Consider the following 14,268-nt stretch of genomic DNA (forward strand, 5'->3'; position numbering starts at 1 on the left):
CGTGTTTCGGAGCCGGGGCGCGCGGCGCTAGCCTGGGGACGAGGGGGGATGCGATGAGGTTCCGGATTCTCGGGACGCTGGAGGTGCGGGCGTCCGGGGATCGGGTCACCCTGGCGAGCCCGCGCCAGCAGCGCGCGCTCGCCGCTTTGCTGCTCAGCCCGAACTCCGTCGTCCCGGTGGAGCGCATGATCGACGCGCTCTGGGAGGACGAGCCGCCCGCGACCGCCGTGAAGCAGGTGCGGAACTGCGTTTCCGCGCTGCGGTCCCGGCTCGGCGAGGCGGGCGCGTCGATCGTCACCGACGGCCCCGGGTACCGCCTGCAGACCGACGCCGACGATCTCGACTCCCTGCGCTTCCGCCGGCACGTCGCCGCCGCGCGGGGGCTCGCCGGGCAGGCGAAACTCGTCGACGCCGTCGAAGAGATCCGGGCCGCGCTCGCGTTGTGGCGGGGCCCGGCGCTCGACGGCCTGCGGACGACGACGGTGGCCGGCCGCGCCGCGGTGCTCGACGAACAGCGCGCCGACGCCGTCGAACTCTGCGCCGAATGGCGGCTGCGGCTCGGCGAAACGGGCGAGGTCGTCCGCGAGCTGACCGAGTTCTGCGGCGAGCACCCGACGCGCGAGCTGTCCCACCTGCTTCTGATGCGCGCCCTCGCGAAGGAGGGGCGCTACGCCGAAGCCTCGACGTTGTTCCACGGCCTGCGCCGGCGGCTGGCCGACGAGCTCGGCGTCGACCCGAACCCCGAACTGCGCCGGCTGCACGAGCAGATCCTCGCCGAAGCCACCCCCGCCGAACCCGAGCCGGCGCCGGAACACCATTCCTTCGACCGCGCGGTCACCGAGCTGGCCGAAGCCGTGACGTGGCAGTGGCGCGCGGAAGCCGAGCTGCGGTCGCTGCACCGGCCGCAGCCGATCGTCCTGCGCTGGTCGGCACTCCGGGGAAAGCCGCGAGGCGATCTCGACGACATCGCGGACACGTTCACGGCGTTGCCCGTGCCGCAGCTGGTCGTCCTCGGCGAGCCCGGCTCCGGGAAGTCGGTGCTCGCCTTGATGCTGACGCTGGAGCTGCTGCGCGCCCGCGCGCCGGGCGGCCCGGTGCCGGTGCTGCTTTCGCTGGCGTCGTGGGATCCGCGGCGCGATCACCTCGACCGCTGGCTGGCGGCCCGGCTCGCCGACGACCACCCGGCCCTGCTCAACGCCCGCGAGTACGGGCGCGACGCCCCCACCCGGCTCGTCCTCGGCGGGCACGTCCTCCCGGTGCTCGACGGCCTCGACGAGATGCCGGCCGACCTGCGCGTCGCGGCGCTCGACGCACTGGACCAGACCATGGGTGCGGGCCGGGCGCTCGTGCTGACGTGCCGCTCCGCCGAGTACGACCAGGTCGTGCGCGAAGCCGGCCGGGTGCTGGGCGCCGCCACGGTCGTGCGGCTCGAACCGGTCGCCCGGCAGGAGGCGATCACGTACCTGTCGGCGCGGGACGGCCAGGACCGCTGGGGTCCGGTGGCCGACCGGCTGCGCCGCGACCCGGGCGCAGCCCTGGCCCGCGTGCTCCGGACGCCGTTGATGGTCGACCTCGCGCGGATCGGCTACGGCCGTCCCGGCGCGGATCCGGCGGAGCTGCTCGGCGCGACGGAGGTCGAAGCGCTCGAGGGACAGCTGCTCGATTCGTTCGTCCCCAACGCCTACGCGCAGGTGCCGCAGCCGCCCGGGCGGAACCCGAAGACGAGCCCGTCCGGCCGGTACACCGCGGCGCAGGCGACGCGCTGGCTGGGTTTCCTGGCGCGGCACCTCGAGCGGGCGCGCAGCCGCGACCTGGCGTGGTGGCAGCTGTACCGGGCGGTGCCGGCGCGGACCCGGTCCGGTCTGGTCGGGGCACTGGTCGCGCTGTTCTTCGTCGTCACCGGCTGGGTCGACGACGGCCCGGCGCTGGCCGCGATCTACGGCGTCTCGTTCGGCGGCGCCGCTTACCTGACCCACCGCTTCGGGCGTGCGCCCGAGCCGTTGCGCACCGAAGTGCGCTTCGCCGGGGCCACCCGGAAGTTCGCCGGCCGGTTCGCGATCGGGGCCGTCGTGGGCGTTCTGCTCGGCTTGGGCTGGTCGTTGGCCGCCGGTCTGGTCGTGTTCCTGGCGCTGGTGTTCGGCCTGGTGTTCGCGGTGCACGTGTGGCTCGCCAAGCCGGTCGACGCGAGCCGGGTGTCGAGCCCGCGGACGATCCTGCGCAACGAACGCACCGGCGCGATCGCGTTGTCGGTGTCTTTCCTGGTGACGCTGGGGTTGTTCGACGGGATGGCGTTCGCGTTCACCGCGCAGACGCGGTTCCTGCCGGTGCTGGGCGGCCGGTACGACCTGGCGCTGGCCGTCGCCGGCGGGCTGGCGGGGGCGTCGTTCGGGTGGTTCATGGCCCGCGGCGTCGCGGCGGTGTGCTACGGCCTGGCGGGCGCGATCGTGGGCGGCCAGGTGTTCCCGGCGGCGACGGACCCGGTGCTTCCGGTCGTGGCCGGCGTGTGCTTCGGCGCCGGCATCGGCTTGGCGGTGCTGGTGACCCGGGCGTGGGGCAACTACTTCGTCCACCACGTCTGGCTCGCGGCGACGGGCCGGTTGCCGTGGCGCCTGATGCACTTCCTCGACGACGCCCACCGCCGCGGCGTGCTCCGCCAGGCGGGCGGGGTGTACCAGTTCCGCCACGCCCGCGTCCAGGAGCGGCTGGCCGAGACCGACCAGGAGGAGAAGCCATGACCGGCGAGGAAATCGTGCTCGGCCCGCTGCCGAAGGGGATCACGCCGGCCGGGGAGGGGAAGGTGTGGAACGTCCTCGGCCACCGGTACTCCCTGAAGGCCGCGAGCGAAACGAGCTTCGCGTTCGAGACGTACGACCCGCCCGGCACCGGCGTGCCGCCGCACGTGCACCCGACCCAGGACGAGCACATCTACGTCCTGGAAGGCGTGTTCACCCTCTACCTCGACGGCCAGTGGGAGACCGCGGGGCCCGGCGACACCGTGCGGATGCCGAAGGGGCTCCCGCACGCCTACTACAACCGCGGCGAAGGCATCACCCGCGGGTTGTTCTGGGTGAGCCCGGCCGGGCGGCTGGCGCAGCTGTTCGACCGGCTGCACGACCTGGCGGACCCGGCCGAGGTGGTCCGGCTGTCGGCCCTCCACGATGTCGAGTTCCTGCCGCCGGGTGCGGTGGAGGGCGCCTGACCGGTCAGCCCTCGGGGGGCACCAGGCTCGCGGCCGCGTCGGCGAACGCGTCGATCAGCGCCGACCGCCGCGCCGCGAGCCAGGCCAAGCACACGCGGTTCGGCGCGATGTCCTCCACCGGCACGGCGACCACGTCCGGCCGCGTGTAGAACGCCGCCGTCGACCGCGGGATGATGCTGATCCCCGACTCGGCGGCGACCAGTTCCAGCTTCTCTTCGACGCTGTGGATCGGCGGGACCCCGGCCCGGTCGGTGCCGCGCAGTTCGACGGCGATGTCCCGCCACTCCGGGACGGCGTCGGGGTCCTGCAGCAGGTGCTCGTCGGCGAGTTCGGTGACCGAGACGGCTTCCTTGCCCGCCAGGCGGTGCCCGGCCGGCACGGTGACGACGCGCGGTTCCTCGAACAGCGGCCGTACCGTCAGCCCGCGCCGGTCGAACGGCAGGCGGACGACGCCGACGTCGACGCGGCCGTCGTGCAGGACCTCGACCTGGTCGTGCCAGCTGGTGCGCAGCAGCCGGACGGCGAGGTCCGGCTGCCGTTCGGCCAGCACCCGCACCGCCGGGGTGACGACGATGCCGGGCATGAACCCGACGGTGAGCACGGGCTGGGCGGCCGCGGCGACCCGCCGCCGGACCGCGTCGGCCGCGGACAGCAGGCCGCGGGCGTCGTCGAGGAGCTGCTCGCCGGCCGGGGTGAGCACGGTGCTGCGGCGGTCCCGCACGAACAGGGCGGTCTTCAGCTCGTCCTCAAGGGCGCGGATCTGCCGGGACAGCGCGGGCTGGGCGACGTGCAGCCGCGCGGCGGCCCGCCCGAAGTGCAGCTCTTCGGCCACGGCGACGAAGTACCGCAGCTTCCGCAGGTCGAGGTCCACGGCGGAGCACCACCCTCCTGTTCTGCTCCGATCATCGCAGGTCGGGAAGGGTCTCGCCGGTGAGCTTGGCGCAGTAGCCGAGCAAGGCGTCCTGGCGCCGCGGGTCGCGGGCGTCGGCCGGGGCCGCGCGCTCGCGCTGGTGGAAGAAGTGGCGGCCGGTGACGTCGACGTCGTCGGCGGTGGCGAGCCAGGCCTGGGTGACCGGGGCGAGGTCGGGTCGTCGGGCGCGCCCGGGCCGCCCATCCTGGTGGCGACCCACCCGGGTTCGACGGAGTTCGAGAGCACGCCCGGCCACCGCCGCGCGACGCCGAAGGCGAGCAGGATGTCGAAGAGCTTGCTGCCGCTGTAGGCCTGCGCGCCGTTGCAGCGCCGGGCCGTCCACTGCGGATCCGCCAGGTCGGAATCCCCGCCCCGGGCCATCCCCGAGCTGAGGTGGACCAGCCGGCGGGGACGTTCGATCAGCGCGGTGAGCAGGTAGGGCGCGAGGACCTTGACGGCGAACACGGAGGAGAACCCGTCGGCGGTCCCGACCCGGCGCGGTTCGCGGTAGCCGATGCCGGCGTTGTGGATGACGGCGTCGAACCGTCCGGCCGCGTTCGCCTGGGCGGCGACCGCCTTCGTCGCGTGTGATGCCGCCCGGGCATCACAGCGCGCGCAACGGGTCTTGGACGCGCCCCGCTCCGGCGGGACACGCTGGAAAGCGCAAGCACCCCAACCGAAAGGACAGCGATGAAGGTCTTCCTCACCGGCGGATCGGGCTACATCGGCCGCGCGACCATCGCCGAGCTGGTGCGGCTCGGGCACACCGTCGAGGCGCTCGCCCGCAGCGACCGCGCGGAGGCCGCGGTCGCCGCCGCCGGGGCGCGGGCCGTGCGGGGCGGCCTGGCCGACCTCGACGTGCTCAACCACGCCGCCGCCGGCGCGCAAGCCGTGATCCACCTGGCCCAGGCGTCCAGCGGCGCCGAGGACCTCGCCGCGGCCACCGCGATGCAGGACGGCGTCGGCGGCGGTACCTACGTCCACACCGGCGGCAGCTGGGTCTACGGCGACACCGACGGCGTCCAGGACGAGACGGCCGCGTGGAACCCGCCGGCCATCGTGGCCTGGCGCAAGGCGGTCGAAGACGCCGTGCTGGCCCGCGCGGAGCACGGCGGGCGGCCCGTCATCGTCCAGCCCGGCCTGCTCTACGGCGGCGACAACCGCCTGATCGACGTCTTCTTCGTCCAGCCGGGCAAGGAAAGCGGCGCGATCCCGTACCTCGGCGACGGCGGCAACCACTGGGCCCTGATCCACCTCGACGACCTCGCCCGGCTCTACGCGGCCGCGCTGTCGGCCCCGGCGGGCTCGGTGTACCTCGGGGTCGGCGGCGTCGACCCGACGGCCAAGGAGGTCGCCGAGGCGTGCGCCCGCGCCGCGGGACTCGACGGCAAGACCGTCTCCATCACGCTCGAAGAGGCTCGGGAGCGGATGGGCCCGATCGCCGACGCGTTCGCCCTCGACCAGCGCCTGACGTCGGCCAAGGCGCAGCGCGAGCTGGGCTGGACGCCGGTGCACACCGACCCGCTGCGCGTCCTGGGTTCCTGAGTCTACTGTGGAGTGTTGCGCGCGTACTCCGTCAGCGCGCTGCGGTTGTCCAAATTGGACTTCGCCATCAGGCTCGCCACGTGCTTCTCCACCGTGCGCGGGGAAATGTGCAGCCTCCGGGCGATGTCCTTGTTGCCCATGTTGTCGGCCAGCAGCTGCAGCACCTCGTACTCGCGGACCGTGACGCCCGCCGAGCGCAGCTCCGCCGGGAGGCGGTCCGAGCCTGTGCGGCGCTGGCCGACCGGGGCGCCGATCTTGCGCAGCAGCCCGCGGCACGCGCTCGCCACCGCGGTCACCTCCGCCTGGTGGAAGAACTCCTCGGCTTCCTTGAGCCACGTCACCGGGTTGCCCCAGCCGTCGGCCGCCGCGGACTCGGCCACCATGCGCAGGCCCAGGTGCCGGCTCACCGGGAACGGGGCCGCCGCCTCGATCGCCGCGGCCACCGCGGCGTCGGCCTGCTCCACCGAACCCGCGCGGCCGTGCCGGACCGCGTCACCCAGCAGCACGAACTGGCGGTTCCAGCGCATCCCGCTCACCGCCGCCGGGGGCCGGTCCGGCGGCGGGGAACCGTCGAGCGCCTCGATCAGCAACCGCAAGCCGTGCTGGCCCGCCAGGTGGAAGCGGCTCGGCTGGCGCTCCTCCAGCGCCAGCACCTGCGCCAGCTCGCGGCGGGCGCGTTCGGCGTCCTCCTCCAGCAGGGAGCAGAACACCTGGGCCAGCCCGACGCTCAGCACGAGCTCCTGCGCCGTCGCGCCGCCCTCCGCGCGGAAGTCCTCGAGCGCGCGCTCCATCCGCGGCCGGTCCGCCTGGTGGGCGGCCACCATCGCGCGCGTCATGTGCGTGTACTGCAGCAGCGCGACCAGCCGGAGCCGGCCCAGCACCGCGAGGTTCTCGTCGAGGATGCGGTCGGCGTGCGCGAACTCGCCGCGCATCACCGCGTGCACCGCGCGGCTCGCGTCGACCGCGCAGGTCAACGTGATCGCACCGGTGCGCTGGGCCTCCGCGCGGGCCAGGTCGAACGTCCGGATGTCGCCCTCGGCGAGCATCCGGTGCCCGCCCAGGCGGACCAGCACCTGGGTGCGCAGGTGCGTCAGCTGGTGCCGCTCGGCCAGCCGCCGCGCGAGCTGCAGGTAGCGCTCGGCCTCGGCCAGGTCCGACTCCAGCGCCACCATGCCGAGCACCTGCAGCGCCTGGCACGACACGAACGGCACACCGGCGCGTTCGGCGACCTCCCACGCCTGCTCGGCCAGCTTCCGGGCCCGCTCGGTGTGCGCCGGGCCGGGGATGTCGAGCCACAGCGTCGCTTCGACGGCGTCGAGAGCCGCGTTCTGCTCCTCGGTCATCTCGCCGCCGAGCGGGGCACGGGCCTGCTCGATCTGGTTGAGGCACTCGTCGTGGCGGCCCCCGATGTAGGCCGCCCACGCCAGCTGGACGTGCAGGTCGACCGCCCGCTCCAGGCTGCCGATCTCGGCGAACCGCGCGGAGAACTCGACCGCCCGGTCGAACTGCCCGGTCTGCCCGAGCGCGTGCAGCAGGGACTCCAGTGCGTCGGCCCGGTCGTCCGGGCTCGCCGTGGCCAGCAGCTCGACGGCGCGGGTCAGCATCGTCACCGCCGTGTCGGCCGCGCCGCCATCGAGCGCGCGGCGGCCGGCTTCGGCGAACAGCCGCCCGGCGCCGGGGTGGTCCATCGCCGTCAGCCGCAGCGCCGCGGCCAGCGCGCACAGCTCGCCGGGCAGGCCGGGGTGCAGCTGCTCGACGGCGTCGGCGGCCCGGCGCGCCAGGTTCGCCTTCGTCGACGGCACGAGCCGGGCCAGCAGCGCCTCGGCGGTCAGCGGGTGCCGGAAGGCGTACCAGCCCGGCGTGGTCTCGTCGGTGGTGACCAGGTGCGCGGCGACGCTCGCGCTGATGTGGTTGTGCAGCATGCGGTCGTCCATGTCGGTCACCGCCTGCACGACCGACAGCGGGAACCGCCGGCCCAGCACGGCGGCCACCGACAGCAGCGTTTCGCCGTCCTGGCCGAGCGCGTCGACGCGGGCGGCGATGCTGCTGATCAGCGCCTCCGGCACGCGTGCCTGCAGCTCGCCGACGACCTGCCAGCCGCCCGGCCCGCCGACGAGCAGGCCGTCGCTGACCATGCCGTGCAGCAGCTCTTCGACGACGAAGGGCACGCCCTCGCTGTTCTGCCACAACAGGTTCGCGACGGCGGCGGGCACCGCGGCCGGCTCGGTCTCCAGGCACGCGGCCGCGAACTCGCGGGTGCGGTCGGCGTCCAGGCGGGTCAGTTCGAAGGTGTGGCTGGACGAGCGCTGCGCCGCGGCCGACGCCAGCCGCAGCGCCTCGCCGGGTTCGCCGCGCAGGGTGCCGATCAGCATGACGCGGCTGGACGCGAGGTTGTCGACGAGGTACTCGACGATGAACAGCGTCTCCGCGTCGGCGTTGTGCAGGTCCTCCAGCACGATCAGGCAGCCGCCGTCGCGGCCGGCGACCGACAGCAGCCGGAACACCGCCTCGGCCAGGACCAGGAGGTTGCCGTTGTCGTGCGGGCGGTCGCCGCGGTACCAGTCGGGCACGAGCCGGGCGAGCACCGGCACGAGCGGGTCGAGCTCGGGCGCGGCGGGCGGCAAACCGCCGCGGAAGTGCGACAGCAGGGCTTCGGCCAGGGGCCGGAACGGCACCATCGGGCCGATCGAGCTGGCCCGTCCGCGTAGCACCGGGAGCCCGGTCGCCAACGCCCGCGAGGCGACGTCGGCGGCGAGCCGGGACTTCCCGATCCCGCCTTCACCGACAAGGAAGAAGGCCCCACCGTGGTCGGTGCGGGCCTTCTCCAGAGCCTGGGACAGCGCGCCGAGCTCCCTGTCGCGCCCGATCAGGCGCGTCGATCGGATGCCCATCGCGGTCACTATAACCGGATGGGCGCCCTCCGGACGTAGGTCGAATTACCGACGCCCGGGCGTCTCACTATTCGGTGAAGCCCCCGGTGACGACCGTGATGTCCATCGTGGTCAGGGAGTTCTGGCCGACCCGCGCCGCCCGGCCGGACAGAGCGTGGTTGCGGGCGCCCGTGCGGGCCGACGTCGGGAGGGTCAAGTCGCCGATCGGGTTGTCGAGGTCGTGCTCGGTCATGCTGGTGGCTCCACTCTCGGTAGTGCTGAGGGTCGGACGGCTATTCGGCGAAACCGATGCTGACGGTGAAGACGGGCGTGATGTCGAGGGTGTCGGCGCCGTGGTGGCTCAGCCGCGCGGTCCGCCCGGCGAGGGCGCGGTTGCGGGCGCCGGTCCGGGTCGGCACCGGGAGGGTGGGGTCGCCGACGGGGTTGTCCGTGCCGGTGAAGTCGTGCTCGCTCATGGCGTGTTCTCCGCTTTCGGTCGCAGGTCGGGGCAGGGACGGACGTCAGAGGGCGAAGGTGCCGTTGGTGACGACGGTGGGGCCACCGAGCGTCTCGAGGGTCATCCCGGACAGCCGGGGCCGGGTGCCGGCCAGCGCCTGGTTGCGGGCACCGGCGCGGTTCGCGCGCGGGAGCACCAGGGCACCGACGGTGGCTTCGACGGTCTCGGCGGTGGTTTCGGGCATCGTTCGTTCTCTCCTCGTGAGGTGGGGTGGGGACGGGTCAACGAGTCGGTGGCTGCAGCAGCAGCGCGGAGGGGACGCGCCGGCCGAAGCCGAGGCGCAGCAGGCCGTAGCCGATGCCGGCCAGGCCGGTCAGCAGGCCGGGGGAGGCGACGCCGTCGGGCGTGCCGCAGCGCGCGCCGTCCTGCTCGACGGCGGTGAGCAGCTGCCCGGTGCGGGTGGCGACCGCGGCGGCGGCGCCCTGGTGGCCGGCCTCGGCGAGGAAGCCGAGGACGTCGGTGATGCCGGTTTCGCCGTGGCAGAGGCTCAAGTCGCGCAGCGGGTCCTGACTCGCGAGCGCCGCGACCTGCTCGTCGAGGCCGAGCAGCGCGGGTTCGCCGGCGTAGGCGAGGACCTGGCCGGCCAGGCCGGAGCACCAGCCGTGCCCGGTGGCGGTCTTCGCCGGCGGCAGGGTCGCGGTCTCGCGCGGGTACCCGGCCAGCGCCCAGTCGACGCCGGCCGCGCCGTGCGCGAACCCGGGGTCGGCGAGGTCGGGGTCGATCGAGCGGACGGCGAGCTCGGCCGCGTAGGAGTCGGCCAGCAGGGCGGCACCGGCGAGCCCCGTCTGGGTGGCCACCGAGCGCAGGGCGGCGAGCCCGCCGGCGAGCCCGGTGGTGTAGCGCGGGGACGTCTCGGGTGTCGGCGCGGGCATCACGGCGACCGTGCGGGCGGTCAGGTCCAGCAGGTCGGGCCGGTCGAGCAGCCGCGAAAGCCGGGCCGCCGCGTAGGCGACACCGCCGAGCCCGAGCAGCCCGCCGGGACCGGCCGCCGCGGCGAGGTCCGGGTCGGCCTCCAGCGCGGCGACGAGCCCGGGCAGCCCGGAAAGCGCCTTCCCGGCCAGCTCGCGGTAGCGGTCGATGCCGGTCAGCTCGGCCAGCTGGGCCAGGAACAGCGCGACCCCGGTGTAGCCCTCGCCGAGCCCGGCGCCCATCGGCAGCACGGTCCAGTACTTCTCGTCGACGAGCTCCAGCCCGACCCAGTTGACGCGCCCGCCGCCCGAGGTCGCGCGGGCGACGATCGCGTCGGCGATGCCGCAGGCGGCCGAGAGCAGGTGCGCCGGTTCGGGGCTCTTGCTCGGCAGGACGGCGCCGGTGACCCCGGTGCCGGTGTGGGTCTCGGCGGCGGGCCGGGTGGCCAGCGCGGCGGAGATCAGCCACTCCTGGTCCCGGCGGTCGATCGTGGTCATCCCGGCGACCTTCGCGCGCACGGTCGTCAGCGGTGGTTCGGCCAGCAGGCCGGGCAGCCGGTTGCCTTCGGCGTCCCAGAGGTCCGTGGTGGCGGCCCGGCCGGTGAACATCGGGACGTCGCCCGCCCACAGGTCGGTCAGCTCGGCCGCGACCAGGCCGCGGCGGACGTCGTCGGTGCTGTCGTCGTGCAGCAGCCCGAAGGCCTCGTCCCGCGCGGCGGCGTCGGCCAGCAGCGACGGGTGCGTGGTCTCGTCGAGCAGCCGCGTGTAGAAGCTGGTCGGGCGGACCAGGACGCGGATGCCGGCCTCGGCGCAGCGGTCGAGCAGGGGCCCGAACTCGGCCGCACCGGCCGCGATGGCGTCGTACCCGGCGCGGAACCCGGCCAGCAGCGCGGCGCCGTGCTCGGCCGGCTCGACGTCGACGCCGCCCAGGGTGGGCCGGTTGACGCCGGTGCCGACACCGCCGGGCACCCGGGTCAGCCGCATCCGGTCGGTGCCGGCGTCGAGCCAGTCGACGCGGGTGAGCGCCGGCGCCGCCGCGCGGCCGCCGCCCAGGCCGGAGATGTCGACCGCGCCGTGCTCGCCGACGATCATCTGCGGCAGCAGCATGGTCCGGTGCACCGACCGGGCGAGCAGCTCGGCCGCGGGGTCGACGTCACTCGCGTCGGCGGGCAGCACCGGCTGGAAGAGCGTCTCGATGTCGATCAGGACGGGCTGGTCACCCGCGGCGATGATGTTCTCGAAGTGCACGTCGGTGCCGTCGAGGGCGTGCAGCAGGGCGAGCAGGACGCCCTGGCGGCGGTAGAACCGGTCGACCTCGGTGAGGTCGGCGCACGGCCGGTGCTCGACGAAGCGGAGCCAGCCGTAGCCGGGGCGCACCAGGACGTCCACCGTGCTCAGCTCGAGGCCGGGCACGCGCGGGTTGAGCCACTCGACCAGGCCGGTGAACGCGGCGTGGAGGTCGAGCGGGCGCGGCTTGTAGATCACCCGCGCGCCGCCGGCGAACCGCAGCTCCCGGACCGAGCGGCCGCGCTGGTGCGCGTCGCCGGTGCCGCCGCTGATCTCCACCAGCGGGCCGGGGTCCGGACCGGTGAACGCCGTGAGGGCGGCGCGGTCGGCGTCGAAGCGGTCGAGCAGCTCGGTGACCGCCGCGATCGCGTACAGCGCCGCCTGCGCGGCAAGCCGGGCGAGCACGGGGTAGCGGTGCAGCAGCTCGGTGAGCCCGGCCGGGGTGCCGGTCCGCCGCACGAAGTCGGCGAACCGCTCTTCCCCCGTGTCCCCGGCCAGGATCCCCGCGCGGCGCGCCCGGCCCAGCTCCAGCACCAGGCTGCGGGCGGCGAGCCCGGCGAGCTGGTGCCCCAGCCGCGTCGCGCACCCGTCGGCGATCGCGGTGGCGTCGACGGCGGGCGAAGCCGCTGCGGCGCCGGCGATCGCGGCGCGGGCCGCGTCGGTGAAGGGGCGGAACACCGCGGCGAAGGCGGTGCGCCAGTGTGCGTCGCCCTCACGGGAAGGCGGCACCTCGGCGCTTTCCCGGGAGAGGGCGGCTTCCGCGAAGTCGACCCACGCGGGACGGGCGCCGCCGGGGCGGCGCTCCTGCGTGGTCAGCGCCGCGGCCCACCAGGTGGGCGGGAGCGTCGTGGTCGCCGGGTTCGGCTGCGGGGGAATCACGGGATCGAGCATGCCAGCGGGTGACGTGGGTTACATGGGGGTGCTGCGCCCGCATTCCGGCGCGGCATGGGGGCTTTCTAGGGGTTCATGGGGGCGTCGCCGCCAAAACGCCTGGTCGCGGATTGGGTGGTTGCGCCGTTCGGACGTGGCGGTTGGTCCACTCGGACGGCGGGCTCGACCGGGGTTGACGACCGGGTCCGCACCCTCGATCCCCCATGCGGGGCACCCGTTCCCCACCGGACTCCGCGGTCGCGCGCGCGGCCGCGTCGCCCGCGCGCGAGGCGGACTCCGGTGCCGGTGCGGCGCCGGAATGCGGGGCCGCCGCACCCATGTGCGCCGGCCCCGCGCCGATGACGATTCGTCGTGAGAAGTTCGCGGCTCGGCCCGCGGACGTTCCCCGAACGCACAGGGAGCGACGCACGATGACCACGTTCCAGATCGAGCAGACCCCCGACGGGCCCGGCGTGGCCGCCGGGTCCCCGCTCAAGTTCGTCCTGTCCAGCGTCCAGTCCGACTCGCACATGTGGAACCTCGTCGCCCTCCAGCTGATCATGGAGGAGATGGGGCACGAGGTGGTCAACCTCGGCGCCTGCGTGCCGGTGGAGCGGCTGCTCGCCGCCTGCCGCGCCGAGCGCCCCGACTGCCTGGTGATCAGCACCATCAACGGCCACGGCCACGTCGACGGCGCCCGGGTGATCTCCGCCCTGCGCGCCGACCCCGCGCTGGCCGGCCTGCCCGCCGTCATCGGCGGCAAGCTGGGCGTGCGGGGCGCCGCCGACGCCGAGCTGGAGACCGAGCTGCTGGCCCTGGGCTACGACGCGGTCTTCCACGTCGGCGCCGGCGACTCCGGCCAGGCGATCGAGTCGTTCCGCGAGTTCGTCGCCGCGAACGTCCGGACCTTGCGGTGACCGCTGCCCGGTCGGTGTTCAGCAGCTTCGTGGCCGAGCACCGGCGCCGCCGGACGCTGGTCGTGCAGCCGCGGATGGGGTTCTCCGACCCCGTCGTGATGCGCCGCGGACTGCGCGCGGTGGCCGAGGCCGGCGTGCCGGCCGTGGGCACCGTGACACTGGACAGCTACACCCGCACCGGGCAGCACGACCTCGCCGCCATGTCGATCGCCTCCGGCGTCCCGCTCAACGGCTACCCGCTGGTGGCGCTCGGGTCCGCCGCCACCGCCGAGCTGCTGGCGGGCCTGCCCGGCTTTCCCGTCCAGGTGCGGCACGGTTCGGCCCAGCCGGAGGACATTTTCGCCGCGATGCTCGAAGCCGGGCTCGACGCCTCCGAGGGTGGGCCGGTGTCCTACTGCCTGCCCTACAGCAGCGTCCCGCTGCGGACAGCGACGAAATCGTGGACGCGGTCGGCGTTGCTGCTCGCCGAGCAGACCGTGGACTGCCACCTCGAGAGCTTCGGCGGCTGCATGCTCGGGCAGTTGTGCCCGCCGGGGCTGCTGGTCGCGCTGTCGGTGCTGGAGTGCCTGTTCTTCGCCGAGCACGGCGTGCGCAGCGTCTCGGCCAGCTACGCGCAGCAGACCAGCCCCGAACAGGACGCCGAAGCGCTGTGGGCGATGCGGCGGCTGTGCGCGGAGGAACTGTCCTCCGTGGACCACCACGTGGTGCTCTACACCTACATGGGCCTGTTCCCGGAGTCCGCGGCCGGGGCGCGGGAGCTGGTCGCCGAAAGCGTCCGGCTGGCCGTGCGCACCGGCACCGAGCGGCTGATCGTCAAGACCACCGCGGAGGCGCACCGGATCCCGACCGTCGAGGAGAACGTCGAGGCGCTGCGGCTGGCGCACGCGACCGCGCTGGATCAGCCGCCGCCGGTTTCGCCCCCGTCCGGCGACACCGAGGTGTACCTGCAGGCCCGGCTGCTCGTCGACGAGGTGCGCTCGCTCGCGCCGACGCTCGCCGAGGCGCTGCCGGCGGCGTTCGAGCGCGGCCTGCTCGACGTCCCGTACTGCCTGCACCCCGACAACGGCGGCGAAACCCGGTGCGTGCTCGACGACGACGGCCGCCTGCAGTGGTGGCACACCGGGCGGATGCCGCTGCCCGCCGCGCTCGGCGGCCGCCGCGGCCACGACCGGGTCACCGCGACCCGGCTGCTCGCCGACCTGTCCTACCACCGCCGAAGGCTCGACCCGGTCCTGTCCTGATCCG

The 14,268-nt window shown here is 74.6% G+C and carries 12 protein-coding genes; 5 read left to right on the forward strand and 7 right to left on the reverse strand.

Features of this window, described 5'->3' with window-relative positions:
* Positions 1 to 53 precede the first annotated feature (53 nt).
* Positions 54 to 2,735: a BTAD domain-containing putative transcriptional regulator gene (locus ACERZO_RS19285; RefSeq protein ID WP_372666072.1), complete on the forward strand. Its 2,682-nt coding sequence runs from the start codon at positions 54 to 56 to the stop codon at positions 2,733 to 2,735.
* Entirely contained in the window at positions 2,732 to 3,199 is a 468-nt protein-coding gene (locus ACERZO_RS19290; RefSeq protein ID WP_372666073.1) for a cupin domain-containing protein, read from the forward strand. Before ACERZO_RS19285 ends, ACERZO_RS19290 begins: the two co-directional genes overlap by 4 nt.
* A gap of 4 nt (positions 3,200 to 3,203) precedes the next feature.
* Here the strand turns inward: ACERZO_RS19290 and ACERZO_RS19295 are convergent, their stop codons facing one another.
* A complete protein-coding gene (locus ACERZO_RS19295) occupies positions 3,204 to 4,070 on the reverse strand; it encodes a LysR family transcriptional regulator (RefSeq protein ID WP_372666074.1) in 867 nt (288 codons plus the stop codon).
* Positions 4,071 to 4,101: 31 nt separating this feature from the next.
* Positions 4,102 to 4,329, reverse strand: a complete 228-nt coding sequence (locus ACERZO_RS19300) for a hypothetical protein (protein ID WP_372666075.1) — start codon at positions 4,327 to 4,329, stop codon at positions 4,102 to 4,104.
* Positions 4,330 to 4,799: 470 nt separating this feature from the next.
* Between ACERZO_RS19300 and ACERZO_RS19305 the strand changes: the two genes are divergently transcribed.
* Positions 4,800 to 5,654 (forward strand): NAD-dependent epimerase/dehydratase family protein, encoded by an 855-nt coding sequence (locus ACERZO_RS19305; RefSeq protein WP_372666076.1) that lies wholly within the window; start codon positions 4,800 to 4,802, stop codon positions 5,652 to 5,654.
* A gap of 2 nt (positions 5,655 to 5,656) precedes the next feature.
* Here the strand turns inward: ACERZO_RS19305 and ACERZO_RS19310 are convergent, their stop codons facing one another.
* From ACERZO_RS19310 to ACERZO_RS19330, 5 genes are all read right to left on the reverse strand, one after another.
* The gene (locus ACERZO_RS19310; protein WP_372666077.1) at positions 5,657 to 8,545 is read right to left on the reverse strand and encodes a helix-turn-helix transcriptional regulator; all 2,889 of its coding nucleotides are present in this window, start codon (positions 8,543 to 8,545) and stop codon (positions 5,657 to 5,659) included.
* A gap of 67 nt (positions 8,546 to 8,612) precedes the next feature.
* A complete protein-coding gene (locus tag ACERZO_RS19315; RefSeq protein ID WP_372666078.1) occupies positions 8,613 to 8,777 on the reverse strand; it encodes a hypothetical protein in 165 nt (54 codons plus the stop codon).
* A gap of 40 nt (positions 8,778 to 8,817) precedes the next feature.
* Entirely contained in the window at positions 8,818 to 9,000 is a 183-nt protein-coding gene (locus ACERZO_RS19320) for a hypothetical protein (RefSeq protein WP_364455539.1), read from the reverse strand.
* Between the two features lie 45 nt (positions 9,001 to 9,045).
* On the reverse strand, positions 9,046 to 9,225 hold the full coding sequence (locus ACERZO_RS19325; protein ID WP_372666079.1) for a hypothetical protein: 180 nt from the start codon (positions 9,223 to 9,225) through the stop codon (positions 9,046 to 9,048).
* A gap of 37 nt (positions 9,226 to 9,262) precedes the next feature.
* A complete protein-coding gene (locus ACERZO_RS19330) occupies positions 9,263 to 12,127 on the reverse strand; it encodes a type 2 lanthipeptide synthetase LanM family protein (RefSeq protein WP_372666080.1) in 2,865 nt (954 codons plus the stop codon).
* Positions 12,128 to 12,537: 410 nt separating this feature from the next.
* Between ACERZO_RS19330 and ACERZO_RS19335 the strand changes: the two genes are divergently transcribed.
* Together ACERZO_RS19335 and ACERZO_RS19340 are read left to right on the forward strand one after the other, a co-directional pair.
* A complete protein-coding gene (locus tag ACERZO_RS19335) occupies positions 12,538 to 13,023 on the forward strand; it encodes a cobalamin B12-binding domain-containing protein (protein WP_372666081.1) in 486 nt (161 codons plus the stop codon).
* Positions 13,020 to 14,264: a methylaspartate mutase gene (locus tag ACERZO_RS19340; RefSeq protein WP_372666082.1), complete on the forward strand. Its 1,245-nt coding sequence runs from the start codon at positions 13,020 to 13,022 to the stop codon at positions 14,262 to 14,264. Before ACERZO_RS19335 ends, ACERZO_RS19340 begins: the two co-directional genes overlap by 4 nt.
* Positions 14,265 to 14,268: the final 4 nt, after the last annotated feature.

The organism is Amycolatopsis kentuckyensis, from assembly GCF_041679295.1.
Classification (GTDB): domain Bacteria; phylum Actinomycetota; class Actinomycetes; order Mycobacteriales; family Pseudonocardiaceae; genus Amycolatopsis; species Amycolatopsis kentuckyensis_A.